We start from the raw sequence: 25792 nt of genomic DNA, 5'->3' as shown, positions 1-25792 counted from the left end.
ATCAGCCGCACGCCTCCAGCAGGATGACGCCGGTGACCAGCACCCAGAAGACCAGCAGCCCCCACACCGCCGGGCTCGGGCGGGTGGAGCGCAGGAGGGAGAGGGCGACGCCCACGGCGATCGTGAGCAGGCCGGCGGCCCCGATCGTCCAGGCCACCGGCACGAGTTCGGGGCGCTGGGCGTCCCGGGCGGCGAGGCGGACGGCCAGCGCGGGGACGGCCAGTATGGCGCCGACGTGGGCAACGAGGTCGGGGAGGGTGAGGAGGGGGTGCTCGGGTTCGGTCACGGCGGGTCCGTTCGGGGCGGGGCGCTGTCGCGCAGCAGGACGAGTCCGGCCGGGCCTGGCGCGTCGGGCAGGTGGACGGCACCGCGCAGCACGTGGGCGGTGCCCTCGTCGGTGAAGGGCTGGTCGAGCAGGCCGGCGTCGCCCGTGGCCCGGTCCAGCCAGTGCGGCCGGCCGAGCCGGCAGACGTCGCGGGTGGGAGAGGCCGGCCGCCGTCCGCAAGAGGGTGAGGGGTGTGCCATGGGGTGGTCGCAGCCTTGGATTTCAGGGCGGATGCCGGGTGGGGACCCTTGGAATCGGCACCGAATCCTAGAAAACGCACTCGGCGTTCTCCAGGCGACGAAGCACCCCGGGAGGCACGCTCCGGGCTCTTGACCGGGGCCGCCGGAGGCCCACGCGCAGCCGGGCGATCGCTACCCGGGGTCCGCACCGCGCCGGGTTCCGCCCGCGACTACCCCGTTTCGCCGCGCTCGGGCAAAGGGGAGCTCCAGTCCCCCGCTACCCCGCTACGTCGCGGCACGCGTCGAGGAGCGGTGTGACCGTGCGGGCGGGCGCGTCGGGCCGGACGGCGAGGTAGGTCGGCATGGCCGGGGCGTCCGGGCCGGCGAGGGGGCGGAAGACGGTGCGGATCGTCGGGAGCACCTCGGCCTGGGTCGCGTAGAAGACCGTCCAGTGGCCGCCGCCCGCGCCGATCGCGGCCAGGGTGTCCTGGTCGGTGGTGAACGCCGGGCCGAGCACCGGCTCGAACCCGGCGGCGCGGCACGCGTCGAGGACCAGGTCGACGAGGTGCGGGTTGGCCTCGCGCGGGGCGATCCGCAGCGGCATCCCGGCCAGGTCGGCGAGGCGGACGGTCTCGCGCGCGGCGAGCGCGTGCCCGGCCGGCAGCGCCACGACGAACCGTTCCCGCCAGACCGGCACCAGCTCCAGCCCGGGGCTGCGGGTCACCCCGCGGACGAACGCCGCGTCGAGCCCGCCGTCGCGCACGCGCTGGAGGCGGTCCGCCGGTGCGGCGCTGACGAGTTCGACGGCGAGGTCCGGCGCCCGGCGCTCCAGCGCCGCCAGCAGCCGTTCGAGCCGGGCGCCGAGGCCGACGTTGGTGCCGATGCGCAGCGCGGCGGCCCCGCCCGCGTTCTCGGCCCGGTGCGCCGCGATCGCGTCCAGCGCGGCCTGTTCGGCGGCGACGACGGCCCTGGCCCGGTCGACGAGGACGCTGCCGGCCGGGGTCAGGGTCACGCTCCGCGTCGTGCGGTCGAACAGGTCGACGCCCAACTCCCGCTCCAGGCGCCGGATCTGCTGGCTCACCGCGGACTGCACGATGTGCATGCGCTCGGCGGCGCGGCCGAAGTGCAGCTCCTCGGCGACCGCGAGGAAGTACCGGATCTGACGAAGTTCCACCCGAGAGCCCCCACCTCGACGACCACCCCGACGATCATCACGGCGAATCATCACCGCGATTCATCACGATCACCGATGAGTGTAGGCGCGGAACGCTCCTTGGTCGCGGCCGGCCCGGTTGGTGTGATGGTCCTGCGCCACCGCACCGGCGGTGGACCGGACTTGAGGAGCACATCATGCCGTTCGCGCGGATCAACGGGATCGAACTGCACTACGAGGACCACGGCACCGGCCGCCCGCTGCTGTTCCTGCACGGCTGGGGCTCAAGCGGCCGCGTCTGGGGCGCCCAGGTCGTCGGCCTGGCCGCGGACCACCGCACGGTGACCGTCGACTGGCGGGGCTGCGGCCGCTCGGACCACCCGGCCGAGGGCAACCACGTCGCCGGGAACGTCGCCGACGTGCTCGCCCTCGTCGACCACCTCGGCCTCGACCGGCCCGTGCTGGTCGGCAGTTCGATCGGCGCCACCTTCGCCCTGGAGGCCGCGCTGGCCGCGCCCGGGCTCATCGGGGGCGTCGTCTCGGTGGACGGCCCCGCCCACTGGCCCGGCCAGGGCATGGCCCCGCAGCTCAACGCCCTGCTGGCCGGCCTCGCCGAGGACCGCGCCGGCACCGTCGCCGCCTGGGTCCCCAACTGGTTCGGCCCGGCGAGCGGTCCGGCCGTCGCCGACTGGACGGTGCGCCAGCTCCTCGACTCGGGCGTCTTCATCGACGCCCTCTTCACCGAGGCCCTGACCTACGACCCGCGCCCGGCCCTCCGCGGCCTCGCCGTTCCCGCCGCGTTCGTCCACGGGCGCCTCGACACCGAGATCCCGGTCGAGGTGTCGCGGACCCTCGCCGACCTCGCCCCGCACGGCGAGCTCCACGTCATCGAGGACGCCGCCCACATGCCGCACCAGGAACGCCCGGGCGCCTTCAACGCGCTCCTGCGCAGCATCGTCGCCCGGATGGCGCCCGTCCCGGCGTGACGGGGACGGTCGGCCGCGCGCCGGCCCCGCAGGCAACGGTTGCTCCTCACCCGTCGGCGCGCTTTAATAAATGAACGAGCATTTATTAAAGAAGAGGAGTGCGCGATGGCCGGCCGCCCCCGGGGAGTCGACGACGCCGTGATCCTGCGGGCCGCCGCCGAGGTGATGGGGCGGGTGGGGCCGCCGGGGCTGACGCTGGCCGCCGTGGCGAGGGAGGTGGGCCTGGTGCCCGGCACCCTCGTCCAGCGATTCGGCTCCAAACGGGGGCTCCTGGTGGCGCTCGCGCGGCAGTCGGCGAACGACGTCGCCGAACTGCCCGCCCGGGTGCGGGAGCGGCACGACTCGGCGCTCGCCGCGCTGACCGCCCTGCTGGTGGAGTCGACGGCGCCGATGGCCGCGCCCGAGACCTTCGCCAACCACCTGGCGTTCCTGTGCCTGGACCTGACCGACCCGGAGCTCCACGAGCACGCCCTCGCCGTGCACCTGGCGCAGCGCCGGGCCATCGAGGCCCTGCTGGCGGAGGCAGCCGGAGCCGGCGAGCTCACCCCCGGGACGGACGTGTCCGCCCTCGCCGGATCGGTGCAGGCGCTCGCCGCCGGCACGGGCCTGAACTGGGCACTCGACCGCGAGGGGACGCTCCCCGAGCGGCTGCGGCAGGAAATCGACGCCATCCTGCTCCCGCACACGACAGCCCGCCGCACCCGAGTCACGGAGGAATCATGACGATCGACAGCCGGCCGCTGGCCGGACGCGTGGCCCTGGTCGCCGGCGGCACCCGAGGCGGGGGCCGGGGCATCGCCGTCGAGCTCGGCGCCGCCGGGGCGACGGTGTACGTCACCGGCCGCAGCACGACCGGCACCCGCTCGGACCTGGACCGCCCGGAGACCATCGAGGAGACCGCCGAACGCGTCACCGCGGCGGGCGGCCTGGGCGTCCCCGTCCGCACCGACCACAGCCGCCCGGACGAGGTCGCGGCCCTGGTCGAGCGGATCGCCGCCGAGCAGGACGGCCGGCTCGACGTCCTGGTCAACTCCGTCTGGGGCGGCGATCCGCTCGTCGACTGGGAACACCCGCTCTGGGAGCAGGACGTGGAGACGGGCCTGCGGCTGCTGCGCCAGGCCGTGGAGACCCACGTGATCACCAGCCGGTTCGCGCTCCCGCTGATGGTCGCGCGCAAGCGCGGCCTCGTCGTCGAGGTCACCGACGGCAACACCGCCCGCTACCGGGGCTCGTTCTTCTACGACCTCGCCAAGTCCGCGGTGATCCGGCTCGCCGTCGCCCAGGCCGCCGAGCTCAAGCCGCACGGCGTCGCGGCCGTGGCCCTCACCCCCGGGTTCCTGCGCTCGGAGGCCGTGCTGGACCACTTCGGCGTCACCGAGGCGACCTGGCGCGACGGCGTGGCGGCGGACCCGCACTTCGCCCGCTCCGAGACCCCGGCGTACCTCGGCCGGGCGGTGGCGGCCCTGGCCGCGGACCCGGACGTCATGGCCAAGTCCGGCCGGGCGCTGGCGACGTGGGGCCTGTACCGGGAGTACGGGTTCACCGACGCCGACGGCACGCAGCCGGACTGGGCGGCACACTGGGCCGCGAACCTGGAGGCCGAGCACGGGCCGCTCGGCGAGCCGCTCTGACAGCGGGCAACGCGGGCGCCGTCACTGCACCGCTGCCGTCACTGCATGGTTGCCGTCACTGCATGGCTGCCGTTACTGCGCGACCGCCGTTACTGCGCGGCCGCCGGGACGAGGCCGTCGGCGACGAGGCCCGCGAAGACCGCCTGCCCGAGCGCCTGAGCGGCCGACAGCGGACGGACCATCACCGTGAACTCCTTGATCCGGCCGTCCTCGGCGAAGTGCATCAGGTCGATGCCGTGGATCTGCTTGCCGCCGACCGTGGCCCGGAACAGCAGGACGGACGTGTCCGCCTCGGTGCCGTCGGCGCTGGTCTCCGCGGTGCCGGTGTGGTCGCCGACGTAGCGGAAGTCCTCGAGGGTGCGCAGCAGGACCCCGAACAGGCCCAGCACCATCGGCTTCCCCTCGAAGGGAACGAACTTGACCGGGCTGTAGAAGCGGATGTCGTCGGTGAACAGGTCGTCCAGAGCGGCGGCGTCGCGGTTCTCGACGGCGGCGCGGAAGCGGTCGGCGGTGGCGGCGGTGGCGGTCACGGTGCACTCTCCCGAGGACTGGCGGTACTCATGAATGTGAGTAGTCATTTTCATGAGTACCATGGGCGGCGGGTCCGGCAACAGGGGCGATCCGAAGGGAATCCGACCGATGGCACTACGGCACGCCGTCCTGGCCGCGCTGCTCGACGGCGAGGCCAGCGGCTACGAACTGGCGAAGACCTTCGACCTCGGCGTGGCGAACTTCTGGTACGCCCAGCCCCAGCAGCTCTACGCCGAGCTGACCCGCCTGGAGAAGGACGGCCTGATCAGCGGCCGCGAGATCATCCAGGACAACCGGCCCAACAAACGGGTCTTCCGCGTCACCGACGCTGGCCTCGCCGAACTCGACGACTTCGCCGCCACCTCCGCCAAGCCCTCCTTCGTCCGCGACGACCTCATGGTCAAGGTCCGCACCGTCGACCACGTCGACCCCGCGACCCTCATCGCCCGGCTGGCGGAGCGCGCGGCCTTCGCCCAGGCCAAGGTCGACCTGTTCGAACGCATGCTGCGCACCATGCGCGGCGACCTCCCGGAGGACGACTTCCTGCGCGAGGGCGAGCGCATCGGCCCCTACCTCACCTGCCTGCGCGGCCTCGCCTTCGAACGGGGCAACCGCGACTGGTGCCACACCACGATCGCCACCCTGCGCGCCCGCGAGGCCGCCCGCGCCCGCCGCTGACGGCCTCACCACGTCCCGCGCTCAGCGCCGCAGGAGGTCCCGTACGGCGGCGGTGACCCGGGCCGGGTCCTCCTCCGCCATGAAGTGGCCGCAGTCGACCGTGGTGTGGACGAGATTGGGGGCCCACGCGCGCCACAGGGCGGCGGCGTCGAAGCCGAGCGCCGCGCCCCAGTCCTGCTGGAGGACGCTCACGGGCATGCGCAGCCGGCTGCCCGCCGCCCGGTCGGCGGTGTCGTGGGCGACGTCGATCCCGGCCGAGGCGCGGTAGTCCGCCACGATCGACGGGACGGCCTCCCGGCAGGCCGCCAGGTACGCGGCCCGGACCTCCTCGGGAATGGCGGCGGGGTCGCGCGACCACACGTCGAGGAAGTGCCCGAAGAACGCATCGGCCGACGCGGCGATCATCCGCTCCGGCAGGCCCGGCTGCTGGGCCATCAGGTAGAGGTGGAAGCCCACGGCGGCGGAGGTGCCGCGCATGACGTCCCACGTGTCGAGCAGCGGCAGGACGTCCAGCGAGGCGAGGTGGGTGACGCGGTCCGGGTGGTCGAGGGCGGCGCGGAAGGCGACGAGCGCGCCGCGGTCGTGGCCGACGAGTGCGAACCGCTCGTGCCCGAGGGCCCGGGCGAGGGCCACCACGTCCGCGGCCATCGTGCGCTTGGCGTAGGCGCTGCCGTCCGGTGCCTCGGCGGGCTTGTCGCTGGCGCCGTAACCGCGCAGGTCGGGGCAGATCACGGTATGGCCGGCGGCCAGGTCCGCGGCCACGTGCCGCCACATGAGGTGGGTCTGCGGGAAGCCGTGCAGCAGCACGACGGGCGTGCCGGAACCGCCGACGGCCGCGAACAGGCGGACGTCCTCGGCGACCTCGACGCGGTGGTGCTCGAAGCCGGGAATGGTCTGCGTCATGAGAACTCGTCCTCTCGTGCGGTGACTGGGTACGGGACGAGCCTCCCGCGCCCGAATCAGCGGACGATCAGCACGCACCGGGCGGGTACCGTGGACCCCGGAATGGAAGACGTGACACGGGTGCGGTTCGGCGTCCTCGGGCCGCTGACGGCGCAGGACGCCGACGGTGCGCCGCTCGACCTCAAGGGCCCCCGCCACCGGGCCGTCCTCGCCCGGCTCATCGTCGCCCGGCGGCGCGTCGTGCCCGTCGCCCGGCTCGTCGACGACCTGTGGGACGAACCGCCCGCGGGCGCCGTCGGCGCCGTCCAGACCTTCGTCGGCGCGCTGCGCCGCGCCCTCGAACCCGGCCGGCCCCCGCGCGCGCCCGCCCGCCTCCTGGTGACCGACGGCCCCGGGTACGCGCTGCGGGCCGCGCCCGACGCGGTCGACGCGTGGCGCTTCGAGGCGACCGTGGAGAGGGCCCCGGCGCTGCCGCCGGCCGAGGCCGTGGCGCAGCTGGAGCAGGCGCTGGCGCTGTGGCGCGGCCCCGCGTACGCGGAGGCGGGCGGGGCGCAGGCGGGCGCGGTGCAGGCGGGCGGGGCGCTGGCGGGCGGGGCCGAGTGGGCCCGCGCCGACCGGGCCCGGCTCGCCGAGCTGCGGCTCCAGGCCGTCGAGCGGCGGGCCGGGGCGCTGCTCGCGCTCGGGCGGGCGGCGCGGGCCGTCCCCGACCTGCGGGCGCACCTCACCGACCACCCGTGGCGCGAGGAGGCCTGGCGGCTCCTCGCGCTCGCCCAGTACCGGGCGGGCAGCCAGGGGGACGCGCTGGAGGTGCTGCGGGACGCGCGGTCGGTGCTGGCCGGGCGCCTCGGGCTGGACCCGGGGGCGGGACTGCGGCGGCTGGAGGCGGACATCCTGGCGCAGGCGCCGGAGCTGGACGGGGGTGGCGAGCGCGACAGAGCCGGCACGGGCGGCACGACCAGCACTCCCGGCACCGCCACCCCCGTCGAAGCCGCCGCCCACGTCTGGGCGCGCGCCGCCGAGGCGTACGACCGTACGCTCGCCGCCACCGCGCGGGCGCGGCTGGAGGGCACCGTCGGACTGATGCGCAACCTGGCCGTCACCGGCGGGGAGGGGCTGCGGACGGCGGCACGGCACCGCGTGGAGGCGATCGCGGCGGCCGAGGAGTTCGGCGATCCGGAGCTGACGGCCCGCGTGATCGGCGCCTACGACGTGCCGGCCGTCTGGACCCGCAGTGACGAACCGCCGCTGGCCGCCCGGGTGGTCGCCGCGGCCGAACGCGCCCTGGCCGCCCTGCCCGCCGGCGCCGAGGCGGCGCGCTGCCGCCTGCTCGCCACGATCGCCCTGGAGATGCGCGGCACGCGCGAGGAGCGCGGGCCGGAGGCGGCCCGCGCGGCCGAGGACCTCGCCCGGCACCTCGGCGATCCGACGCTCCTCGCGTTCGCGCTCAATGGCCGCTTCATGCAGTCCTGCCGCCGGGCCGGGCAGGCACCCGAGCGCGACGCGATCGGCGCCGAGCTGGTGGGCCTGGCCGCCCGCCACGGGCTGGTGACCTTCGAGGTGCTCGGCCACCTCGTCCGCCTCCAGTCCGCCTGCGCGTCGGCCGACTTCACCGCCGCCGACGCCCATGCCGCCGCGGCCGACCGGCTCGCCGAGCGCCACGAGCTCCCGCTCGTCGGCGTGTTCACCGAGTGGTACGCGGCCCTGCGGCTCGCCGCTCACGGCCGCACCCGGGAGGCCGAATCCGCCTACCGCGCCGCCGCCGAACGCCTCGACGGCGCGGGCATGCCTGGCCTCCAACAGGGCCTCCTCCCCCTCGCCCTCCTCTGCCTGCGTCTCGCCGAAGGCGGCGCCGTCCCGCCCGTCGACCTCGCCGAGGACTGGGGCCCGTACCGCCCGTGGGCCGAGCCCTTCGCCCACCTCGCCACCGGCCACCGGGGCCGTGCCCGCGGCGCCCTCCGCGCCCTCCCCGAGCCGCCGGCCGACCTCCTCTACGAGGCGCTCTGCGGCCTGGAAGCCTTCCTCGCACAGGAGTTGGACGACCAGCCGGTCCTCTCCCGCGCACGCTCACGCCTCCGGCCCGCCGCCGGGGAACTCGCCGGGGCGGGCAGCGGACTGCTCACGCTCGGTCCGGTCACCCGCTATCTCGACGCGCCGACAGACCGGTAGAGGCACCGGCACCGACGACATCACGTCGTCATGCTCCGTCACATCGCATCGCGTTCCGTCAGGTTCTCCATCCGCCCAGATTTACGTGCGCGGCGCACGCAGTCTGTAGTACGGTGCATATGCGTGCTCAGCGCACGCACTTTTCCAGCGAATCGCGCACCCCGAGGGGACCGTCATGACCACCGCCAGCACCCGCACCGACGCACGCTCCGCCCTCACCGACCTGCTCCTCACCCCGGGACTCGACCTCGACGAGGCCGCCGACCGGCACTTCGCCCCCGACTACCGCCAGCGCACCGACGGAGAGTGGGCGGACCGCACCGAGTTCCTCGCCCACATCGCCCACCTGCGCACGGTCGTGGTCGGCGGCTCGGTCGACGTCCACGACGAGCTCATCTCCGGCGACCGCTACGCCGACCGCCACACCATGACCATCACCAAGACCGACGGTTCCACCGTCCGCATCGAGGTCTACCTCTTCGCCGAGTTCGCCCCCGACGGCCGCTTCCGCCGCATCGAGGAGACCACCCTCATGCTCGAAGGCGCCGACGCCGACCGGAACCTCGGCAGCGCCCGCTGAGCCGCAGCGCCCGCCCGACGCCACGACGCCGCCGCCGTCCCCGCCGCCGTCCTCACCGCCGCGGATCGGCCGCGGATCGGCCGCGGCCGTCATGGCGCACCGTCCCGAAACATCGTGCCGATTGTGAGAGGAAGTACTTGTCATGCTCGACGTGCTCATCGCCGGGGCCGGCCCGGTCGGGCTCTGGCTCGCCGCGGAGTTGCGCCTGCACGGGGTGGAGGTGGTCGTCGTGGAACGCCGGGCGGCACCGGACGGACGGTCGCGCGCGGTCGGCATGCAGGCCGGCACGCTGGACACCTTCGCCACCCGCGGCCTCGCGCAGCGGTTCATCGAACGCGGCACACCGGTGCCGACCGGCCACTTCGGCGCGGCGACCACCCGGCTGGACTTCTCCACGGTCGGGGCGGTGCGCCCCTTCATGCTGGCGCTCGGTCAGTCCGTCACCGAGCGGCTCCTGGAGGAGCACGCGGTCGCCGTGGGCGCCCGGGTGCTGCGCGGACAGGAGGTCGTCTCGCTCACCCAGGGGCCGGACGCCGTCGAGGCGGTGATCCGGGCCGACGGCACCCACCGGACCGTGCGGGCCCGCTGGGTGGTGGGCTGCGACGGCACCCGCAGCGCGGTGCGCCGGGCGGCCGGCATCGAATTCCCCGGTCAGGACACCACCATGACCGGGTGGCTCGCCGACGTCGAACTCGACGACCCGCCCGCCGCGCCGCTCGGCGCCACCGGGCCGGCCGGTTCGTTCCTGGCGGCCCCGATCGGCGACGGCGTCCACCGGCTGGCAGGACTGTCCACGGCCACCATGCACCTCGGCGCCGGCGAACCGCTGACCCTGGAGGAGGCGCGCGAGCAGACCCGCGCCCTGCTGGGGCGGGACCTCGGCATCCGCAACCCGCGGTGGCTCTCTCGCTACGGCAACGCCACCCGCCAGGCCGCGCGGTACCGGGCCGGACGGGTGCTGGTGGCCGGGGACGCGGCGCACATGTTCTTCCCGGCCGGCGGGCAGGGCATGAACCTCGGCATCCAGGACGCCACCAACCTGGGCTGGAAGCTGGCCGCCACCCTCCAGGGCCGGGCACCCGACGGACTGCTCGACAGCTACGACACGGAGCGCCGGCCGGCCGCCCGCGCCGTCATCGACAACACCCGCGCGCAGCTCGCCCTGTTCGCGGCGGCGAGCCCGGAACAGATCGCGCTGCGCGAGGTCTGGTCCGCCGCGCTCGCCGAACCCCGGACCAACCACCAGTGGGCCCGCCGGATCGCCGGCTTCGACGACCCGATCCCCGCCGGCACCGTGCCCGGCGCGCACCCGCTGACCGGCACCCGGCTGGCCGGCCTCGCCCTGGCGGCGGCCGACGCACCCACCGCCCACCCGCTGATGCACCACGGCCGACCGCTCCTGCTGGACCTCGACGGGACGCGGACACCATGTCCCGCGGACCGCCTGGAGCAGCGGGCCGCCACCGTCGACACCGAGGCGGCGCACCCGATCTGGCGGGACGTGAGCGCCGTCCTCATCCGTCCGGACGCCCGGATCGCCTGGGCCGGCACCGACGCCGACCCGCAGCGCCGGGCCGCGGAGTGCGTCACCGCCCTGCGCACCCTGTGCCGCTGAACGCCGCAAGACGGCAGCGGGCGCCGTGCACCCGCTGCCGCTCCGTACCGCTCGTCCGGGGTCAGGCGGTCCGCTCGGCCGCCGGGCGGACCAGCCGGCTCCGGACGGCCCACGCCACCGCGCCGAGGGCGAACCCGTAGACGGACACCAGTCCGTGGCCGTTCTCCTGGGCGAGCCACATCGCCATGCCCAGCGCCGGGACGCCGGCCGCCAGGGCGATCTCCTTCGGCACGCGGGTGCGGGTGAGGAAGGCGAGGGCCAGGGTGGCGCCGAGGAAGTAGGTGGCGCCGGAGCTGCCGGCGAAGTTGCGGGGGTCGGTGCTGGGGCCGTCGCCGAAGCCGAGCAGGTCGTCGATCCGACCGGGCAGCAGGATGCCGGCGAGGAAGAAGCCGAGGGTGAGCGTGCCACCCCAGTACCAGTGGGCGAGCGCGGCGACGGCGGCGAGGGTGACGAGGTTCCACAGGCCGCCGAACAGGCCGCCGTTCTGCATGAACACCGAGGTGAACTCGCGCCACCAGCCCGACTTGGCGGGGTCCGCGTCGAGCGCGTCCATGGCGCCCGACCAGACCAGCTGGAGCACGACGCCACCGACGGCGAGCGCGGTCAGGACGATCGCCGCCCACGGCAGCGGCCGCCCCCGCAGGGTGTCCCGGCCGACCACCCCGAGCCCGCAGTTGACCATCATGACCATCAGCGCGGCCGTGGTCACGTTGAACAGGATCGCCCCCATGCCCGCCCTCCCCCCGGTTCGGCGTTTTCCAACGCCGTTCGAAAACGTGATGGCGCAAAGTTAGCACAATTTTCGAACAGTGTTGGAAAACGCGGTACCGTGGAGCGCATGAAGCTCACCAAGGAGCGCATCGTCGACGCCGGCATGGCCGTGTTCGCCGAGGTCGGCTACCAGAACCTGTCCATGCGCCAGGTCGCCGACCGCCTCGACGCCCACGCCGGCAGCCTCTACTACCACGTCCGCGGCAAGGACGAACTGCTCGCCCTGATGGCCGACCGGGTCTGCCGAGCGGCCTACGACGCCGGCACCGAAGCCCTGGCCGCCCTCCCCGCCGACGCCACCTGGCAGGACCGCGTCGAGGCCCAGGCCGCCACGCTGCGCCGGAGCATCAAACAGCACCCCGGCGGCGCCCAACTGCTCGCCGAGAGCCCCGGCATGCTCAGCCCAGGCGCCCTCTCCCTGATGGAACGCCTGCTGCGCACCCTCCTCGACGCCGGCCTCCCCGCCGACCACTGCGCCACCGCCGCCGACACCCTCCTCAGCCACGCCACCGGCTTCGTCCTCCAGGAACAGAACCAGCCGGCGACGCCCCCGCCCGTCACCGCCGAGCTCTACGCCGACCTGTGCGAGCGGTTCCCCCTGGTCATGGGCCCGCTGATCCCGCGCATCAGCCAGGACGAGAAGTACACCCGGAGCATCCGGCTCCTGTGCACGGGCTTCGCGGCGCTCGCATAGCCGTCAGCGACCGATAGGCACCGAGCCAGTTTCGAACGGTGTTGGAAATTTCCCGGCGGACGGGAACGGGGCCCGCGCCGCGACCGTTTCAAACGGTGTTCGAATGGGTGGGGCGACCACGCACCACCCGTCATCTGGGAGGGGAAACGTGTCGAAGGACATGTACAAGGAGTTCTCGGAGAACGTCGACCGCGAGGTCACCAAGCTCGTGGACCGCACGCACCAGGAGGCCGCGCAGGTCGTCGACCGGGCGCTGGGCAGGACCGGGACGGGCGGGGCGTTCGACACCGACCACTGGCAGCGCCGGCTCGACGAGTTGCTCGCCGTCCACCGCATTCCCGGCGCCGTGCTGGCCGTCCTCACCGGCGGTGAGATCCACGAGGTGGCCGGCGGGATCCTGCACACCAGCACGGGGGTGGAGACCAGCACGGACTCGGTGTTCCAGATCGGTTCGGTCAGCAAGGGCTACACCGCCGCCCTCGTCCTGAGCCTCGCCGACGCCGGCAAGCTCGACCTGGACCGACCGGTCGCGGAGATCCTGCCGGACTTCGCCCTCGCCGACGCCGAAGCGGCCCGCACCATCACGCCGCGCCAGCTCCTCAACCACACCAGCGGGATCGAGGGCGACCACGTCGACGACACGGGCCGCGGCGACGACTGCCTGGCCCGCTACGTCGACGGCACGCGCGACGTCGGGCTCACCAACCCGCCCGGCGCCACCATGTCGTACTCCAGCACCGGCTACAACGTCCTCGGCCGGATCGTCGAGGTGATCACCGGCCTGACCTGGGACGAGGCGCTCAAGCAGCTCATCTGCGAGCCGCTCGGGCTCGAACACACCATGACGCTGCCCGAGGAGGTGCTGCGCTTCCGCGCCGCGATGGGACACATGGGCGAGCCCGGCGAGGACCCGGTGCCCACCCCGCTGTGGAACATGCTGCCGCGCTCCGCCGGACCGTACGGCGGCATCAGCGCCACCGCGGCCGACGTGGTCCGCTTCGCCCGGATGTTCGTCGACGGCGGCACCGCGCCGGACGGCACCCGGGTGCTCTCCGCCGCGGCCGTGGAGGCGATGCTCACGCGTGAGGTCGAGATGCCCGACCAGTGGTTCCTCGGCGCCCACTGGGGCCTCGGCTGGGGCCTGTTCGAGTGGGACGGCGCCCGCGGTTTCGGCCATGACGGCAGCACCTTCGGCCAGCTCGCCTACCTGCGGGCCATCCCGGAGAAGGGCCTCGCCATCGCCCTGCTCACCAACGGCGGGGGCGCCGCACCGAAGGTCCACGAGGCCCTGTGCCGCGAGCTGAGCGCGGAGTTCGCCGGGGTCGCCATGCCCGCGTTCGGCCCGGCCGACAACCCTCCGACCGTCGACACCGAGCCGTTCACGGGCCACTACTTGCGCGAGGGCTTCCTGATGACCATCACCGCCCACGAGAGCGACGGCGAGGGCGAGGGCGTGCTGGACCTGCGCTACGAAGGCCGGGGAGGCCTCGCCGGCACCTTCGACCCGCTCGTCTGGCACCTCACGCCCGTGTCCGACTCTCCCACCAAGACGGTCTTCGCGGGCCGCCGCAACGACAAGGACGCGTGGATCCCCGTCGTCTTCTACGCCCTCGCCGACGGCACCCGCTACGTCCACTTCGGCGTCCGCGCCACGGCCAAGTCCGCCTGACCGCAGACCTGCTGAGCTCAGGCCTCCTGGGCGCAGGCCTCCCGAGCGGCCGTTCGCCCCCGCCCGTTTTTACCCGAAGCGGCTGCGGGCGGGCGGCCGCTCTGGCATGCTCGCCCGGACGACATCGGGCTCCGGGTGACCGGCGGCTCACACAGGGTCAACATGCAGCCGGGGGCGGGCATTGCAGTACACGATCAGTGCGACGGTATTCCTCGCGATCCTCATCGTCGTCCGGCTCCGGCGCCGGACGGAGGCGCGCAGCCGGGTGGACGAGGCGGTCACCGTCTTCACCGCCGTCGTGTTCGGGGTCCTGATCGCGGCCACGGCCTGGGGGCGGGCGATCCTCCAGCTCGTCGGCGTCGCCGTCGACGCGACCCATTGAGACTCCCGGCCGACGAGGCCATCCCCCAGGAGAGGACACCGGTTTGACGAGGACGAACAACCTCGGAGCGCAGCTTGGCTAGCCGCAGGCCGCCCGTGCGGCGGCGCCGGCGCAGGCCCGTGCGGCGTGGTGATGGCACCTGGATCGTCTACGGGGTGGCCGGGCTATTCGCGTTCGGGCTGGTGGTGACCGTGGTGCGGTGGCTGGCGGCGAACTGGTGGGTGCTCGTGGTCGCCGCCGTCGTGGCGGGCGCGGCCGGGGCGGCCGTCATGCGCAGGCGTGCGCTCGCGGCCCGGCAACAGCAGCTGCACGCGGCACAGTTGCGGCTGGCGCTGAGCGGGCCGGGCGGGATCGACCACATGAAGCCGGACGCGTTCGAGTACGCGGTGCGCGATCTGCTGCAGCGCGACGGCTGCCGCGCGAGCAAGGTCGGGCGGGCCGGTGACCAGAGCGTGGACGTGCTGGCCGAGGATCCGATGGGCCGGCGCTGGGCCGTGCAGTGCAAGCACAAGCAGGATCCCGTCGGCGGCAAACCCGTCGGCGTCGGCGTGCTGTACGCCCTCGCCGGCACCTACCAGCGCGTGCACGGCGCGCACGGCGCCGTCGTCGTCACCAACGGCCGCTTCTCCCGGGATTCCCGCCACTGGGGCGCCGAGCAGGGGATCCTCCTGGTCGACCGCCCCACCCTGGCCCGCTGGGCCGCCGGAGGCCGGCCGCTCTGGGACGTCCTGCCGCGTGTGCCCGCTCCCCGCGACGGCCGCGGCAACTGACCCACGGAGAACGCCGTGGGGGCGGGAGCCGAAACCGGCTCCCGCCCCCACGAGTTGGAGCGCCGGGCCCGAATCGAACGAACCCTTCCCGCTGAAAGCGGGCGTGCTACCACTGCACCACCGACGCCTGACCGACCTGGCCCCGCTCGCTTCCGCGATCTGGTCCCGTCGACGGATAAGAAGTTACCAGTTCATGATCGGAAGAGGAAAATCGAGAGCCGACGGGGACAGGAGCCGAGGGAAGGAGCCGGGATTGACCGGGAGTGCGGGGACCGTGTTCCGGGGCGACGAACTGCCTGCGGAGGACCGTTTCGACTGCTGGCGGGAGCTGATCGGGCGGACCCGGGACAGTGAGATGACCAGTGCGCACGCCGACCACTTCGAGGCGGAGATGCGGCACCTGGAGCTGGGGCCGGTCACGCTCCTCAAGTCGTCGTTCCCGCCGGCCAGGTTCCGGCGGTCCGCACGGCGGGTGCGGCAGTCCGACCGGGAGGTGTGCCACCTGACGCTGGTGCTCGACGGGGCCCTGTCGCTGACCCGCGACCCCCGGGCCGGCATGACGGTGTTCCGGCCCGGCGAGCTGACCGTGCTCGACAGCTCGCACCCGTACGACGTGCGGGCGTTCGCCGGCCGCGCCACCGGGACCGCCGGACCGCAGGCACCCCGGACCGATGCCCTGGGCATCGACTTCCCCATGGCGATGCTGCCCCTGCCCCCGGACCGGGTGCGCGACCTGATGGGCCGGGGGTTCTCGGGGCGCCAGGGTACGAGTGCGCTGCTCTCCGACTTCCTGGTCGGGCTGGACCGCCAGGCCGCCCTCCTCGGCCCGGCCGAGGCGCCGCGGCTGGGAACGGTCGTGATCGACCTCGTCGCCGCCTGGCTGGCCCGGGAGCTGGACGCGGAGGCCGTGCTGCCGGACGACGCCCGGCAGCGGGCCCTGGTGGAGAACGTCCGGACGTTCATCGGCCGGAACCTGCACGATCCCGAGCTCTCGCCGCCCGTGATCGCCGCCGCGCACCACATCTCCGTCAGCTACCTGCACCGTGTCTTCACGCAGCAGTCGGAGGGTGAGACGGTCGCCGCGTGGATCCGCCGCCAACGGCTGGAGAAGGCCCGCCAGGACCTGGCCGATCCCGCGCTGCGCGCCCTGCCCGTCCAGGCCGTCGCCGTCCGCCGGGGCCTCCCCCGCGCCTCCGACTTCAGCCGGGCGTTCCGGGCCGCGTACGGGATCTCCCCGAGCGAGCACCGGCGCACCGCGTCCTCAGGGGGCGCGGGCGAGTAGACGCAGTGCGCAGGAACTGTCGACTCGGTGACAACACGGCAGGTCCGCGACCTGGCAGCCTCGTTCCCCGAGGAGAAGCGGCGCCCCACCGCCGTCCACTCCGGCGCCGGACCCAATCCACCCGGCGCAGCAGGACGGGCCGGCGGCCCGGCACGCCACAGGGGAGCGTGCCGGGCCGCCGTGCTGCGTCGTGTGGCGGGACGTCAGGCCGACGGCACCGCGCCGAGCGCGTGGACGCCCCGGCGGCCGCCCTGGTAGACGGCGGTGCCGGTGGCGGCCAGGTAGATGCCGGTGCGCTCGTTTCCGGTGCGCTTCGGTTCGTCCTGCCAGCGGAGGTGGCCCGTCGCGAGGTCGTGGGCGTAGACGCGGTCGTCGTTCGTCCCGACGTAGACGGTGTCGGCGGTGGCCGTGACGGCGTTGCCGCCGAGGCCGAGGCCGCTGGGGACGGCGGCGGTCCAGCGGGTCCGGCCGGTGTCCGCGTCCAGGGCGGTCAGTCGCGGCCCGCCGAGCAGGAGGACCGTGCCGTCGGTCACCGCGAGCGGGCAGCCCGGGACGTCCTGTTCGGCCTGCTGCCAGCGGACCCGGCCCGTGGCGGCGTCCAGGGCGTAGACGGTCGAGGACTTCGTCGCCTGGTCGAAGTCCGCGGTGTACAGGACGCCGGAGCGGACGACGGGACCGGTGAACTGCCGGCCGACGGCGTTCTGCTCCCAGCGCTGCTGGCCGCTGTTCGCGTCGTGGGCGCGCACGCCCGCCGATTTCCCGGCGGTGTACACGGTGTCCCCGGCGACGGCCGGAACGCCCGAGGTGTCCGGCGGGCCGCTCCAGCGCAGTTCGCCGGTGGCCGCGTCGTAGGAGCGCAGGGCTCCCCCGTACGCCGCGAACACCCGGCCGCCGGCGACGGCCGGACCGTCGCCCCACTCGGCCGTCATGCTGTCGGGTTCCTCCGCCTGCCAGCGCACGGCGCCGGTCGCCGCGTCGAGGACCTGGAGGCGGGTCAGGCTGGTGGCGCACACCAGTCCGTCCGCGACGGCCATCGGGCAGCCGTCCAGTGTGTCGGCGTGGCCGGGGGTGGTGATCTCGCTGCTCCAGCGGACGGTGCCGGTGTGCGGGTCGAGGGCGCTCACCCGGCCGTCGTAGCCGGAGACGTACAGGCCGTTCTGCGTGCCGGTGTTCAGGGCGACCCGGCCGCCGGCGGCCGTCGTGCTCCAGATCCGCGGGCCGCGGGCGTCGTCCCGACGGGCCCACCAGCCGACGGTCGCCGCGACCGCGAGGGCGCCGGCGCCTCCCGCGGCGCCCACCAGCAGCCTCCTGCGGCCGGGGCGGGGCCGGGGCGGATCGTTCTGCGTTTCGTTCGAATTCACACCAGACTCGACTTCGTACGCCGAGTTTTGGTTCCCGTGCCGGCACGTCGATTGACGGCGGATCAGGCGAAGTAGTGCCCCTGGTCGAGGTCCTCGACGAGGCCGGGCTCCACCGGGCGCCAGCCGAGCAGGTCGCGGGTCAGGGCGGCGGACGCCGACTGGTCGACGCCGAGGAGGGCGCCCAGGAAGCCGAACTCCTCGGGCGGGAGCGGGCCGGCGGGCAGGCCCAGCCGGCGGCCGATCAGCGTGGCGATCTCGCGGATCGGCACGCCCTCGTCGCCGATCGCGTGCAGGACCGATCCGGCCGGGGCCTCCTCCAGGGCGAGGCGGTAGAGGCGGGCGGCATCCCGGACGTGGACGGCGGGCCAGCGGGTGGAGCCGTCCCCGACGTACCCGGAGACGCCCTTCTCGCGGGCGAGCCGGATCAGGGTCGGGACGAAGGCCTGGTCGCCCTCGCCGTGCACGCTGCGCGGCAGCCGGACGACGGACGGGCGGACGCCCCGGGCCGCGAGGTCCAGCGCCGCGCGGGCGTTCGCGTCCCGGCCGGCCGCCGGGGTGCCGGGGGTGGCGCGGTCGCGCTCGGTCGCGGCGCGGCCGGGTGCTGCAGGCGTTCCGGAGCTGACGACGAAGGGCTTTCCGGTGCCCTCCAGCGCGGCGCCCAGCACGGCGATGGCGCGCCCGTCGACGCGGACCGACTCCTCGAAGCGGCTGAAGTCGTGGATGAAGGCCAGGTGGACGACCCCGTCGGCCGCCGCCGCGCCGGCGCTCAGGCTCCCGGGGTCGTCGAGCGCTCCGCGGTGCAGTCCGGCCCCGGCCGCCTCCAGCGCCGCCGCGGACCGGTCGGAGCGGGCGAGCCCGACGACCTCGTGGTCGGCGGCCAGCAGTTCGCGGACCACGGCACTGCCGATGAAGCCGGTGGCTCCGGTGACGAACACGCGCATGATGCATTCACTCCTCGTGGGTACGGCTCGGTGCCTCCAGCGTCGGCGGGTGGGGCGGCCGCCGTCCAAGTCCTGTTCCGGATCGCGCAATACGGATCAGGCATCACCACTGGTCGGAGTGCTGTTCGAAGGTGACCCCCAGGGAACCGGGCTTACGCTGGGGACATGGCCGACCCATCCCCGCCGGACCTCGACCTCCGCCTCGTGCGCTACTTCACCGTGGTCGCCGACCACCGCAACTTCGGCCGCGCCGCCGCCGAGCTGCGCGTCGCCCAGCCCTCGCTCAGCCGGCAGATCCGCCGCCTGGAGCAGCAGCTCGGCGCGCAGCTGCTCGACCGCACCCCGCAGGGCAGCCGACTGACCGAGGCGGGCGAGGTGTTCCTGCCCCGCGCCAGGGCGCTGCTGCGCTCGGCCGCGCAGGCCGCCGCCCACACCCGGGCCGCCGCCGAGCCGAGCCGGATCACCGTCGGCTACACGGCCAACCTCATCGTCACGCCGGCCGTGCGCGAGCTGCGCCGGCGCCACCCGGACGCCGACGTGCACACCCGGCACCTGGCCTGGAACGACGCCCGCCAGGCCCTCCTGGAGCACCGGGCCGACGCGGTCGTCACCCGCCTGCCGCTCAGGACGGACGGGCTGCACGTGACCGTCCTGCACGACGAGCCCCGGGCCCTCGTGGTGCCGGCCTGGCACCGCCTGGCCGGCCGGGCGTCCGTCACCCTCGACGACATCGCCGACGAGCCGCTCCCCCGGGTCTCCGACCCGGCCTGGGACGCCTTCTGGCGGATCGACCCCCGCCCGGACGGCCGCCGGGCGCCCGACGGGCCGCTCGTCGCGGCGAACGAGGACAAGTTCGAACTCGTCGCCGACGGCCGGGCGGTGGCCCTCGTCCCGATCGGCCCCGGGCGGTCCGCGCCGCGCCCGGACCTGGTCGTCGTCCCGATGGAGGGCGTCGAGCCGAGCCACGTCGTGCTGGCGGTGCGGGCCGGCGAGCGCGGCCGCCTGGTCGCCGCCTTCCGGAAGGCGGCGGAGGCGCTGCTGACGGGCGCGCCGGAGCCGCAGCGGGGGGTCACGGCGCGGAGGGGCGGCCTGGACTCATAGCCTGCGCGCAGATAATCTACGGACGGATTACCTCTTCCCCTCCCGGAGGCACCCCATGTGGACGTACGAGCACAGCGTCGAGACCGACGCCACCCCCGAGGCCGTCTGGCGCCTGTGGGCCGACGTCGACCACTGGGGGGCGTGGAACGCCGACATCGTGAGCGTCCGGATCGACGGCCCGTTCGAGGCCGGCACCGGCATCCTCATGACCCCCTGCGGGCAAGACCCCGTCCACCTGCGCATCGCCGAGGCCACCGCCGGCGAACTCTTCGTCGACGAGGCCAGGATCGACGGCCTCGTCCTGCGCACCACCCACCGGCTGGAACGCGGCGAGCGGCTGCGCACCCGGGTCACCTACCGGATGGAGATCACCGGCGACACCGTCGACCTGACGGGCCCGCAGCTCGGCCCGGCCGTCACCGCGGACTGGCCCGCGACCATGGCCGCCCTCGTCGCCCTGGCGCGCGGCTGATGGCGCCCGGCCCCGGCGACAGCCCCGGGTTCCTGCTCTGGCACGCCACGCTGCGCTGGCAGCGCGACATCGCCGCCGCGCTCGGCCCGCTCGGCCTCACCCACGTCCAGTTCGTCCTGCTCGCCTGCACCTGGTGGCTCAACTCCCAGGGCGAGCACCCCAACCAGCTCGCCCTCGCCCGCCAGGCCGGCACCGACGTCAAGATGACCTCCCAGGTGCTGCGCGCCCTCGAAACCAAGGGCCTGATCGAGCGCGAGGTCGACCCCGCCGACACCCGCGCCAAGCGCCTGCGCATCACCGACAACGGCGCCGAGCTGGCCCCGCGCGCGATCGCCGCCGTCGAGGCCGTCGACGCGGAGTTCTTCCGGCCGGTGCCCCGCGAGGACACGCTGACCCTGCTCCGCCGCCTGGCCGCCGCCCCGGAGGCGTGACTATCCGCCGAGGCCCTTCCGTTCGCGCTTCCGGAGGCGGCGCTCCTTGGCTGCCGGGAGCTCGCGCACGACGAACACGCTGCCGCACACGGCTACGCCGGTGACGGTGATCCGGTGGGCGGCCGGGCGGTGCGTCGTCGCGCGGTCCTGGTGGAAACCGCCCAGGACTCCGGTGCCCTCGACGCACACCTCGACGCCCTCGGGGACGACGACGTGGACCGTGCCGATCCACGCGTGCACGCGGATCGTCGTCTCCGGGCCGGTGAACCGGGCCCCCCGGAGGTCGACCACGCCCGTCGCGACGACCGCCGTGGCGCGGTACCGGGCGCCCACCAGCCAGGGACCGCGACGGGCGAAGTCGCTCAGCACGCCGACGTCCTCGGCCGCCGTCGGCCTGCCGCCCGGCGACCCGAGGTCCCGGACGGCGTCGGCCAGTTCACCCGTCGTCCGCGCGCCGTAGACGAGGTCCAGGCGCTCGTCCAGCTCCCCGGTGGCGAGCCGGCCGTCGGCCGTCGCCTCCCGCAGGACGGCGGCGGCGCGCTCGCGGTCGGCGTCGGAGACGCGCAGGGCCGGGGTGGCTTCGCGGGGCTCGTGCGTCACCGGGTCTCCTCGCCGGTCCCGGTGTCGGAGTGGGACGCGTCGAGCAACTCGCGCACGCGGTCGGCGACGACGCCCGGCTGCTCGGCCTGGATGAAGTGGCCCGAGTCCGCGCGCTCGAACCGGCCGTCGGGCAGCGCCTCGACCCAACGGCGCTGGTGCTCGACGAGTCCGGCGTGGTGCCGCGCCCGGCCCGGCTGCGGCCGGGAAGCCGATCGCAGGACGGTCGGGCACGCGGGCGGGGCGGGCGGCGCGGCACGGAAGCGCGGGATCGCCTCGGCCACGGCCTTGATCTCCTTCCTCGTCTGCGCGATGCCCGCCGGGACGAAGTCCTCGGCCAGCATGGTCTCGTACGCGTCCGCGGGGAACACCCGGCGGACGTTCCCGCTGGTCAGGCGGGCGAACCAGCGGAACCGGACGAGCGTCTGCAGCATGGCCAGGCTGCGGTCCACCTGGGTGACGGTCCGGTCGAACGTGTCGTAGACGGGCGCGGTCTCCGCCGTCGGGTCGAGCAGCAGCAGCCCGCGCAGCCGCGGCCCCAGCGCCTCCGCGGCGCGGCGCGCGACCAGGCCGCCCATGCTGTGCGCGACCAGCACGAAGCGGCCGGGCACGACCGCCTCGACCATCGCGACCAGGTCCGCGGCCATGTCGTCGATGCTCAGCCCGCCCTCCGTCCGGCCGCTGCGGCCGAAGCCGGCGCGGTCGTACGCCACGAGGCGCGCCCGGTCCAGCAGCAGCGGCCGCACCGGATCCCAGCAGGTGCGGCCCATTCCCCCGCCCGCCTCGAACACCACGTGGTCCGGTCCGGTGCCGGACTCCTCCACGTAGACGGACCGGCCGTTCACCGGCACCGCCCGTCCCCTCTGCTGGCGCATGTCCCCCTCCGATCACCGTCGATCACCGATGGATCGCCATCATTTCCAGTTTCGATAATAGTGCCAAGTGTGGAATCGTAAAGCCCATGGACACTACGGACGTGCTTCTCCACCCGGTGCGGCTGCGCGTCGTACACGCGTTCGCCGGGGACCGGGTCCTCACCACCTCCCAGCTGTGCGAGCGCATGCCCGAGGTGCCGAAGGTGACCATGTACCGGCACGTCGGCGTACTCGCCGAGGCGGGCTTCCTGGAGGTGGCCGACGAGCGGCGGGTGCGCGGCACCGTCGAGCGGTCCTACCGGCTGTGCCGGGACCGCCCCTCCGTCGGCACCGCCGACGCCGCGGCGATGACGCCCGACGACCACCGCCGGGGCTTCGCCGCCGCGATGGCCGTCCTCATCGCCGAGTTCAACGCCTACCTCGACCGCGAGGGCGCCGACCCGGTGGCCGACGGGGTCTCCTACCGGCAGGGCACGCTGTGGCTGAGCCCGGAGGAACTCGGGCGGATGACGGGCGACCTGCTCGCGGTCCTCGGCCCCTACCTGGCGAACGAACCGGCGCCCGGGCGCAGGCCCTACCTGCTCAGCCCGATCCGCTTCCCCACCGGCCCGGCGGCGGAGGCGGGCGACGAGGCGCGCTCCTGAGCAACCGGTCGGCCCGCTTACGGTCGCACCGGGGCCGTTCCGCGCCAGCGGGCGAACCGGTCCGCCCTCGCCGGCGGGTTGAGACGGCGGATCCACTCGGCCTCGCGCGCCGGGTCCAGGTCATCGGGGTCGGAGACGGCGAAGACCACCACGTGGTCGGTGCCCGGGCCGAAGGCACCTTCGGCGACGAGCGATTCGAGCGCGGCCACACACGCCTCGTACACGGTGTCCCGGAACGTCCGGAACCGCGCGTCGCCGGCGTCCGGCCTCTCGGCGCGCAGCCGTCGGCAGATCGACGCGAACTGCTCGGCGGCGACGCCCTCCATCGCCCACTCCGCCGGAGTCCACTCGTAGTAGTCCGCCTCGGTCGGGTCCTCGGCCCGCAGCCGGGCGAGGTGCGGGACGGTGTTGGCCGCACAGCACACGGTCATCGCGCCGGCATCGGAGTACAACGCGTACCCGCAGTAGTCCGCAGCGGGACGGGCGTCGAGCAGCCCCGCGAAGGCGGCCCGTGCCGCCCGCTCCACCTCCGCCCGCAGCCGGGCCCCGGCGTCAGGCACGACGGCACCGGTCGTCGAATTCGACGGAGACGACGAGCTGCCGCCGCCTGCCCGGCCCGTCGAGCCGGACCCGGACGGCGACGTGGCCGGGGTCGAGGACCTGGACCCTCCAGCGGTAGTCCCGTCCGTCGACCCGGATCCTGCGTGGTGGTCTCGGTGTCACACGATGACCATAAGGCCGTACCGACAGCGGCAGGCCCGGCAGTCGACATCACCCCCTCTCCCCCGGCCCCTCGCATTCCGCCAATTCCCGCCACACGCCTACAGGATGACTACCCGGGCGCCAGGATGGCCGAGGCACACGTGCCCAGGCGACCGATCGGAAGGGACGGACCCATGCGCAAGAACGCACGCCGACTCAGGGCGGCGGCGACCGTCTGCGCCGCACTCGTCGGCGCGGCCGCACTCCTCGCACCGGCCGCCCAGGCGCACGGCCCTGCCCCGACGCACGTGGCCGCGGCCGGGCTCCGGGCGCAGGACGCGACGCCTCCCGGCACCCAGGTGCAGTCCACCACGGTCACCCGCCCCGACGGCACGCGGGCCCAGGTCGCGATCTTCTCGACCAACTACGCGACCGGCCACACGATTTGGCACCGCTCGCAGAGCGCCCCCGGCGGCGCGTACGGCGGCTGGAGCCAGGTCAACGGCATGGCGCTCAACTTCCAGAACCTGGTGCTCACCGCGGCCGCGGACGCCGACGGGAGCCTGGAGGTGTTCACCATCGGCTACCAGTCGACCGTCCTGGTCCGGATGCACCAGTCCGGAGAGGGCGGGGCGTGGTCGGCGCCCGAGGCGTTCGGCCCGTCCTCGGCGAGCGTGCCGCGCTTCTTCGGCCCGCCGGTGGCCTTCACGAGGGCGGACGGGACGCTGGCGTTCTTCGAGGTCTACCAGGGCTCGGGTGCACCGCGGCTGTACGTCAACGAGCAGAGTGCGCCCGGCGTTTGGGCTTCCTGGACCGACCTCGGGGCCGGCCCGCTGCCGTCCTCCGTCGCCACGCCGTCCGCCGTCACGCAGGCCTCGGACGGGACACTCACGGTCGTCGCGCACATGTGGAACGCCCCGTCGATGTACGCCGAGGTCTCCGAGCGGACCCCGGGCGCCTGGGGCCCCTGGCAGACCTGCGCGACGGCCGGCTGCGCCAACGGCTGACGCTCCCTGGCCCCGAGGAGACTCTTTCGACTGGTCGTCGGATGGCAGGCGGGTGAACACCGCGCGGTTCTCCGCCCCGCCCGGCAGTCGATCGGCGATAACGGGAGGCACGACAACGGCGGGCACTTCGAGTCACCGCCACCCGCGCCTTCAGCCGAGAGGACGACACATGCCCCTGGTCAACTACGGTGTGCTCGCCGCCAAAGCCATCGAGAGCACGCGCGAGGCGGCGCAGGTCTCGACGCCGCACTACCAGATCCACGTACGCGACGACGGCGGCACCGACTACCGGATCGCCGTGAACGTCAGGTCGCAGACCACGCCGCCGAACCTGCTGTACGTCGCCATCGACGACTTCCACCACCCGCTGATCCAGCTGCTCCCGCCGGCCGGCAGCGGCTGGCACCCCGAGCCGTCCCGGCCCGGCACAGCCAGCCTGGACTTCATCCGCGGGAACCTCTTCGACCCGGCCACCATGCGCGTTCTGCCGGCCGACGTTCCCGGCCTCAACAACGACCTGGAGGACCTGCTCGACCACTACGTGCAGCGCGCCATCGCCGACCAGACCATCGGCCTCTACGTCTTCGGCCAGCGCTGGCCCACCGACGCCGGCGACAAGGTGTTCGGCTTCCAGCCCGGCAACGGTGTCCACGACATCCACATGAACCAGGGCAACGACGCGGGGCACGCCGGCGACGACGGGGTCTGGCAGGACGGCGGCCTGCTGCTGCACGTGGCCTCGGAGAACCGCTGGGTGGCGATCTTCCTGGCCTTCCAGTCCCAGGCGTGGCACACCGACGACACCACCGGCCACGCCCTGGCCCCCACCCGGCCCACCACCCCGCACCAGGAGCCGATGCGGATCTCGGCCGCCCTGGTCAACCCGGTCGCCCCGGCGCCCGAGACGGTCACCCTGGTCAACACCTCGGCCACGCCGATCAGCCTCCAGGGATGGCACCTCAGCGACCAGCAGCAGAACGTGCTCCCCCTGCCCGACACCGAGCTCCAGCCGGGCACCTCCACCACCTTCCCGGCCGCGAACGGCTTCCGACTGGGCGCCGACGGCGGCGCGATCACCCTCCTCGACCCGTCCGGCCTCAAGGTCCACGGCGTCGCCTACACCCGGAAACAGGCCTCCGTCCCCGGCCAGACCCTCACCTTCTGAGGGTTCGAGGGCCGCCCTGGCCTGGGAGCACGTCGCGGCGACAGCCTTACCAGGCGGGACGGCCCTCTGTCCGAGGGCCGGTGCCCGTCGGACGACATGCATGACTCCTTCGTCAGGTGGCGCTGCCGAGCGCCGAGACCTGCTGGTGCAGGGCTGAAGCCCAGCCGTCGGCCATGAGTGG

The 25792-nt window shown here is 74.3% G+C and carries 30 protein-coding genes and 1 tRNA gene; 18 read left to right on the top strand and 13 right to left on the bottom strand.

The features are described from left to right. Position 1 precedes the first annotated feature (1 nt). The 3 genes from ACFV4F_RS11870 to ACFV4F_RS11860 form a co-directional block, all read right to left on the bottom strand. On the bottom strand, positions 2-286 hold the full coding sequence (locus ACFV4F_RS11870) for a hypothetical protein (protein WP_380501827.1): 285 nt from the start codon (positions 284-286) through the stop codon (positions 2-4). Further along, positions 283-525, bottom strand: coding sequence for a hypothetical protein (locus tag ACFV4F_RS11865; protein ID WP_380501825.1), 243 nt, complete (start codon positions 523-525; stop codon positions 283-285). Before ACFV4F_RS11865 ends, ACFV4F_RS11870 begins: the two co-directional genes overlap by 4 nt. 256 nt (positions 526-781) lie before the next feature. Beyond that, positions 782-1678 carry a LysR substrate-binding domain-containing protein gene (locus tag ACFV4F_RS11860; RefSeq protein ID WP_380501823.1) on the bottom strand — a complete coding sequence of 299 codons (897 nt, stop codon included), beginning with the start codon at positions 1676-1678 and terminating at the stop codon, positions 782-784. Positions 1679-1854: 176 nt separating this feature from the next. Here ACFV4F_RS11860 and ACFV4F_RS11855 point away from each other — a divergent pair, with 176 nt between their 5' ends. From ACFV4F_RS11855 to ACFV4F_RS11845, 3 genes are read left to right on the top strand one after another with little or no spacing between them, the layout of a single operon-like run. Continuing rightward, complete coding sequence (locus ACFV4F_RS11855) at positions 1855-2643, top strand: alpha/beta fold hydrolase (protein ID WP_380501821.1); 789 nt, start codon at positions 1855-1857, stop codon at positions 2641-2643. 39 nt (positions 2644-2682) lie between these two features. After that, positions 2683-3366: a helix-turn-helix domain-containing protein gene (locus ACFV4F_RS11850; protein WP_380501819.1), complete on the top strand. Its 684-nt coding sequence runs from the start codon at positions 2683-2685 to the stop codon at positions 3364-3366. After that, positions 3363-4274, top strand: a complete 912-nt coding sequence (locus tag ACFV4F_RS11845) for an SDR family oxidoreductase (protein ID WP_380448193.1) — start codon at positions 3363-3365, stop codon at positions 4272-4274. Before ACFV4F_RS11850 ends, ACFV4F_RS11845 begins: the two co-directional genes overlap by 4 nt. 89 nt (positions 4275-4363) lie before the next feature. On the opposite strand, the gene ACFV4F_RS11840 is transcribed toward ACFV4F_RS11845, so the two are convergent. Beyond that, entirely contained in the window at positions 4364-4804 is a 441-nt protein-coding gene (locus tag ACFV4F_RS11840; RefSeq protein WP_380448195.1) for a nuclear transport factor 2 family protein, read from the bottom strand. A 109-nt stretch (positions 4805-4913) separates the two neighbouring features. On the opposite strand from ACFV4F_RS11840, the gene ACFV4F_RS11835 reads away from it, so the two are divergent. After that, positions 4914-5483 carry a PadR family transcriptional regulator gene (locus tag ACFV4F_RS11835; RefSeq protein ID WP_380501817.1) on the top strand — a complete coding sequence of 190 codons (570 nt, stop codon included), beginning with the start codon at positions 4914-4916 and terminating at the stop codon, positions 5481-5483. A gap of 21 nt (positions 5484-5504) precedes the next feature. On the opposite strand, the gene ACFV4F_RS11830 is transcribed toward ACFV4F_RS11835, so the two are convergent. After that, positions 5505-6386, bottom strand: a complete 882-nt coding sequence (locus ACFV4F_RS11830; RefSeq protein WP_380501815.1) for an alpha/beta fold hydrolase — start codon at positions 6384-6386, stop codon at positions 5505-5507. Between the two features lie 102 nt (positions 6387-6488). Here ACFV4F_RS11830 and ACFV4F_RS11825 point away from each other — a divergent pair, with 102 nt between their 5' ends. From ACFV4F_RS11825 to ACFV4F_RS11815, 3 genes are all read left to right on the top strand, one after another. Next, entirely contained in the window at positions 6489-8552 is a 2064-nt protein-coding gene (locus ACFV4F_RS11825) for a BTAD domain-containing putative transcriptional regulator (RefSeq protein ID WP_380501813.1), read from the top strand. Between the two features lie 175 nt (positions 8553-8727). After that, the gene (locus tag ACFV4F_RS11820; protein ID WP_380501811.1) at positions 8728-9132 is read left to right on the top strand and encodes a nuclear transport factor 2 family protein; all 405 of its coding nucleotides are present in this window, start codon (positions 8728-8730) and stop codon (positions 9130-9132) included. A 142-nt stretch (positions 9133-9274) separates the two neighbouring features. Next, positions 9275-10747: an FAD-dependent monooxygenase gene (locus tag ACFV4F_RS11815; protein WP_380501810.1), complete on the top strand. Its 1473-nt coding sequence runs from the start codon at positions 9275-9277 to the stop codon at positions 10745-10747. A 61-nt stretch (positions 10748-10808) separates the two neighbouring features. Here the strand turns inward: ACFV4F_RS11815 and ACFV4F_RS11810 are convergent, their stop codons facing one another. Then, entirely contained in the window at positions 10809-11477 is a 669-nt protein-coding gene (locus tag ACFV4F_RS11810) for a hypothetical protein (protein WP_380501808.1), read from the bottom strand. A gap of 108 nt (positions 11478-11585) precedes the next feature. Between ACFV4F_RS11810 and ACFV4F_RS11805 the strand changes: the two genes are divergently transcribed. From ACFV4F_RS11805 to ACFV4F_RS11790, 4 genes are all read left to right on the top strand, one after another. Beyond that, positions 11586-12212: a TetR/AcrR family transcriptional regulator gene (locus ACFV4F_RS11805; protein ID WP_380501806.1), complete on the top strand. Its 627-nt coding sequence runs from the start codon at positions 11586-11588 to the stop codon at positions 12210-12212. A gap of 148 nt (positions 12213-12360) precedes the next feature. Further along, entirely contained in the window at positions 12361-13881 is a 1521-nt protein-coding gene (locus ACFV4F_RS11800) for a serine hydrolase domain-containing protein (protein WP_380501804.1), read from the top strand. Positions 13882-14062: 181 nt separating this feature from the next. After that, positions 14063-14263: a hypothetical protein gene (locus tag ACFV4F_RS11795; protein WP_380501802.1), complete on the top strand. Its 201-nt coding sequence runs from the start codon at positions 14063-14065 to the stop codon at positions 14261-14263. A 155-nt stretch (positions 14264-14418) separates the two neighbouring features. After that, positions 14419-15033 carry a restriction endonuclease gene (locus ACFV4F_RS11790; RefSeq protein ID WP_380501801.1) on the top strand — a complete coding sequence of 205 codons (615 nt, stop codon included), beginning with the start codon at positions 14419-14421 and terminating at the stop codon, positions 15031-15033. A 55-nt stretch (positions 15034-15088) separates the two neighbouring features. Here the strand turns inward: ACFV4F_RS11790 and ACFV4F_RS11785 are convergent. Continuing rightward, positions 15089-15160 (bottom strand) — tRNA-Glu (locus ACFV4F_RS11785). A 126-nt stretch (positions 15161-15286) separates the two neighbouring features. On the opposite strand from ACFV4F_RS11785, the gene ACFV4F_RS11780 reads away from it, so the two are divergent. Further along, positions 15287-16315 (top strand): AraC family transcriptional regulator, encoded by a 1029-nt coding sequence (locus tag ACFV4F_RS11780; protein WP_380501799.1) that lies wholly within the window; start codon positions 15287-15289, stop codon positions 16313-16315. A 203-nt stretch (positions 16316-16518) separates the two neighbouring features. Here ACFV4F_RS11780 and ACFV4F_RS11775 read toward each other — a convergent pair whose 3' ends face one another. Together ACFV4F_RS11775 and ACFV4F_RS11770 are read right to left on the bottom strand one after the other, a co-directional pair. Next, positions 16519-17613, bottom strand: coding sequence for a PQQ-binding-like beta-propeller repeat protein (locus tag ACFV4F_RS11775; protein WP_380501797.1), 1095 nt, complete (start codon positions 17611-17613; stop codon positions 16519-16521). Positions 17614-17738: 125 nt separating this feature from the next. After that, entirely contained in the window at positions 17739-18617 is an 879-nt protein-coding gene (locus ACFV4F_RS11770) for an SDR family oxidoreductase (RefSeq protein WP_380501795.1), read from the bottom strand. A gap of 165 nt (positions 18618-18782) precedes the next feature. On the opposite strand from ACFV4F_RS11770, the gene ACFV4F_RS11765 reads away from it, so the two are divergent. From ACFV4F_RS11765 to ACFV4F_RS11755, 3 genes are read left to right on the top strand one after another with little or no spacing between them, the layout of a single operon-like run. After that, positions 18783-19718 (top strand): LysR family transcriptional regulator, encoded by a 936-nt coding sequence (locus tag ACFV4F_RS11765; RefSeq protein WP_380490396.1) that lies wholly within the window; start codon positions 18783-18785, stop codon positions 19716-19718. A gap of 55 nt (positions 19719-19773) precedes the next feature. After that, positions 19774-20190, top strand: coding sequence for an SRPBCC family protein (locus tag ACFV4F_RS11760; protein WP_380501793.1), 417 nt, complete (start codon positions 19774-19776; stop codon positions 20188-20190). Beyond that, positions 20190-20621: a MarR family winged helix-turn-helix transcriptional regulator gene (locus ACFV4F_RS11755; RefSeq protein ID WP_380501791.1), complete on the top strand. Its 432-nt coding sequence runs from the start codon at positions 20190-20192 to the stop codon at positions 20619-20621. Before ACFV4F_RS11760 ends, ACFV4F_RS11755 begins: the two co-directional genes overlap by 1 nt. Here the strand turns inward: ACFV4F_RS11755 and ACFV4F_RS11750 are convergent, their stop codons facing one another. Then, positions 20622-21221, bottom strand: coding sequence for a DUF1707 domain-containing protein (locus ACFV4F_RS11750; protein ID WP_380501789.1), 600 nt, complete (start codon positions 21219-21221; stop codon positions 20622-20624). After that, on the bottom strand, positions 21218-22093 hold the full coding sequence (locus tag ACFV4F_RS11745; RefSeq protein ID WP_380501787.1) for an alpha/beta fold hydrolase: 876 nt from the start codon (positions 22091-22093) through the stop codon (positions 21218-21220). Before ACFV4F_RS11745 ends, ACFV4F_RS11750 begins: the two co-directional genes overlap by 4 nt. An 86-nt stretch (positions 22094-22179) precedes the next feature. Here ACFV4F_RS11745 and ACFV4F_RS11740 point away from each other — a divergent pair, with 86 nt between their 5' ends. After that, on the top strand, positions 22180-22737 hold the full coding sequence (locus ACFV4F_RS11740) for a helix-turn-helix domain-containing protein (RefSeq protein WP_380501785.1): 558 nt from the start codon (positions 22180-22182) through the stop codon (positions 22735-22737). A gap of 17 nt (positions 22738-22754) precedes the next feature. Here the strand turns inward: ACFV4F_RS11740 and ACFV4F_RS11735 are convergent, their stop codons facing one another. Together ACFV4F_RS11735 and ACFV4F_RS11730 are read right to left on the bottom strand one after the other, a co-directional pair. Then, positions 22755-23297, bottom strand: a complete 543-nt coding sequence (locus ACFV4F_RS11735; RefSeq protein ID WP_380501783.1) for a DUF4303 domain-containing protein — start codon at positions 23295-23297, stop codon at positions 22755-22757. Next, positions 23290-23460 carry a hypothetical protein gene (locus tag ACFV4F_RS11730; protein ID WP_380501781.1) on the bottom strand — a complete coding sequence of 57 codons (171 nt, stop codon included), beginning with the start codon at positions 23458-23460 and terminating at the stop codon, positions 23290-23292. Before ACFV4F_RS11730 ends, ACFV4F_RS11735 begins: the two co-directional genes overlap by 8 nt. A gap of 173 nt (positions 23461-23633) precedes the next feature. Here ACFV4F_RS11730 and ACFV4F_RS11725 point away from each other — a divergent pair, with 173 nt between their 5' ends. Next, positions 23634-24446, top strand: a complete 813-nt coding sequence (locus tag ACFV4F_RS11725) for a hypothetical protein (RefSeq protein ID WP_380501779.1) — start codon at positions 23634-23636, stop codon at positions 24444-24446. A gap of 169 nt (positions 24447-24615) precedes the next feature. Next, positions 24616-25611 carry a DUF2278 family protein gene (locus ACFV4F_RS11720; protein ID WP_380501777.1) on the top strand — a complete coding sequence of 332 codons (996 nt, stop codon included), beginning with the start codon at positions 24616-24618 and terminating at the stop codon, positions 25609-25611. The last annotated feature ends 181 nt before the right edge of the window (positions 25612-25792 follow it).

The sequence above is a fragment of the Kitasatospora sp. NPDC059722 genome (assembly GCF_042733235.1).
Taxonomy (GTDB): domain Bacteria; phylum Actinomycetota; class Actinomycetes; order Streptomycetales; family Streptomycetaceae; genus Kitasatospora.
The sequence above is the reverse complement of the archived record's forward strand: the minus strand, read 5'-3'. Positions and strand labels throughout refer to the sequence as shown.

What these genes read in the sequence shown, in the direction of transcription:
- ACFV4F_RS11865 (WP_380501825.1), bottom strand. Translation starts at nt 525, where the DNA reads ATGGCACACCCCTCACCCTCTTGCGGACGGCGGCCGGCCTCTCCCACC.
- ACFV4F_RS11855 (WP_380501821.1), top strand. Translation starts at nt 1,855, where the DNA reads ATGCCGTTCGCGCGGATCAACGGGATCGAACTGCACTACGAGGACCAC.
- ACFV4F_RS11845 (WP_380448193.1), top strand. Translation starts at nt 3,363, where the DNA reads ATGACGATCGACAGCCGGCCGCTGGCCGGACGCGTGGCCCTGGTCGCC.
- ACFV4F_RS11835 (WP_380501817.1), top strand. Translation starts at nt 4,914, where the DNA reads ATGGCACTACGGCACGCCGTCCTGGCCGCGCTGCTCGACGGCGAGGCC.
- ACFV4F_RS11830 (WP_380501815.1), bottom strand. Translation starts at nt 6,386, where the DNA reads ATGACGCAGACCATTCCCGGCTTCGAGCACCACCGCGTCGAGGTCGCC.
- ACFV4F_RS11825 (WP_380501813.1), top strand. Translation starts at nt 6,489, where the DNA reads ATGGAAGACGTGACACGGGTGCGGTTCGGCGTCCTCGGGCCGCTGACG.
- ACFV4F_RS11820 (WP_380501811.1), top strand. Translation starts at nt 8,728, where the DNA reads ATGACCACCGCCAGCACCCGCACCGACGCACGCTCCGCCCTCACCGAC.
- ACFV4F_RS11815 (WP_380501810.1), top strand. Translation starts at nt 9,275, where the DNA reads ATGCTCGACGTGCTCATCGCCGGGGCCGGCCCGGTCGGGCTCTGGCTC.
- ACFV4F_RS11810 (WP_380501808.1), bottom strand. Translation starts at nt 11,477, where the DNA reads ATGGGGGCGATCCTGTTCAACGTGACCACGGCCGCGCTGATGGTCATG.
- ACFV4F_RS11805 (WP_380501806.1), top strand. Translation starts at nt 11,586, where the DNA reads ATGAAGCTCACCAAGGAGCGCATCGTCGACGCCGGCATGGCCGTGTTC.
- ACFV4F_RS11770 (WP_380501795.1), bottom strand. Translation starts at nt 18,617, where the DNA reads ATGCGCGTGTTCGTCACCGGAGCCACCGGCTTCATCGGCAGTGCCGTG.
- ACFV4F_RS11765 (WP_380490396.1), top strand. Translation starts at nt 18,783, where the DNA reads ATGGCCGACCCATCCCCGCCGGACCTCGACCTCCGCCTCGTGCGCTAC.
- ACFV4F_RS11760 (WP_380501793.1), top strand. Translation starts at nt 19,774, where the DNA reads ATGTGGACGTACGAGCACAGCGTCGAGACCGACGCCACCCCCGAGGCC.
- ACFV4F_RS11755 (WP_380501791.1), top strand. Translation starts at nt 20,190, where the DNA reads ATGGCGCCCGGCCCCGGCGACAGCCCCGGGTTCCTGCTCTGGCACGCC.
- ACFV4F_RS11745 (WP_380501787.1), bottom strand. Translation starts at nt 22,093, where the DNA reads ATGCGCCAGCAGAGGGGACGGGCGGTGCCGGTGAACGGCCGGTCCGTC.
- ACFV4F_RS11740 (WP_380501785.1), top strand. Translation starts at nt 22,180, where the DNA reads ATGGACACTACGGACGTGCTTCTCCACCCGGTGCGGCTGCGCGTCGTA.
- ACFV4F_RS11725 (WP_380501779.1), top strand. Translation starts at nt 23,634, where the DNA reads ATGCGCAAGAACGCACGCCGACTCAGGGCGGCGGCGACCGTCTGCGCC.
- ACFV4F_RS11720 (WP_380501777.1), top strand. Translation starts at nt 24,616, where the DNA reads ATGCCCCTGGTCAACTACGGTGTGCTCGCCGCCAAAGCCATCGAGAGC.